Source organism: Rhodococcus sp. P4_F3_2 (assembly GCF_056401335.1).
In genome coordinates, this window is the sequence record NZ_JBFUJN010000241.1 from 1 (window position 1) to 413 (window position 413).

The following is a 413-nucleotide window of genomic DNA, read 5'->3' on the forward strand; positions in this document are numbered from 1 at the left end:
TCCATGCAAGGCTTCGATTTCCGCGGGCGGCAGGAGTCTTCGTCTTGTCCTCCAATCAACAGCTAGAAACTACTATATACATGACACCTACGTTCACCATACTAATAAAAAAACCGAACGAAGTTGATTCCGCATTAAGAATCTCAATTCATCATTCGGATCTTCTTTCAACGAAAATACTTTTGTCACAGCTTTTTTTTACGCCTATTTACATTCTTCCTCCGGTAAACGGATTGATTTCCCCTGTTAAATCACGTCCTGCTTTCTTTTCTTCGTGTGCGATGCGCTTGCCAATCGCAATTTTATTCCAAATTAGTGGCACCCAAATACACGCTCCGAACAAAATCATCCAAAAAAGTTCTCCCATTTTTTCCACCCTTCCATTTTCTGCTTTTATTTTGAAGACAATAAGA

At 40.0% G+C, this 413-nt stretch carries 1 protein-coding gene; it reads right to left on the reverse strand.

Annotation, left to right across the window (positions count from 1 at the left end):
* Positions 1 to 208: 208 nt before the first annotated feature.
* Positions 209 to 413: hypothetical protein (locus AC1DWA_RS33575; protein ID WP_477917846.1), on the reverse strand; the 205-nt coding region annotated here is incomplete at its 5' end.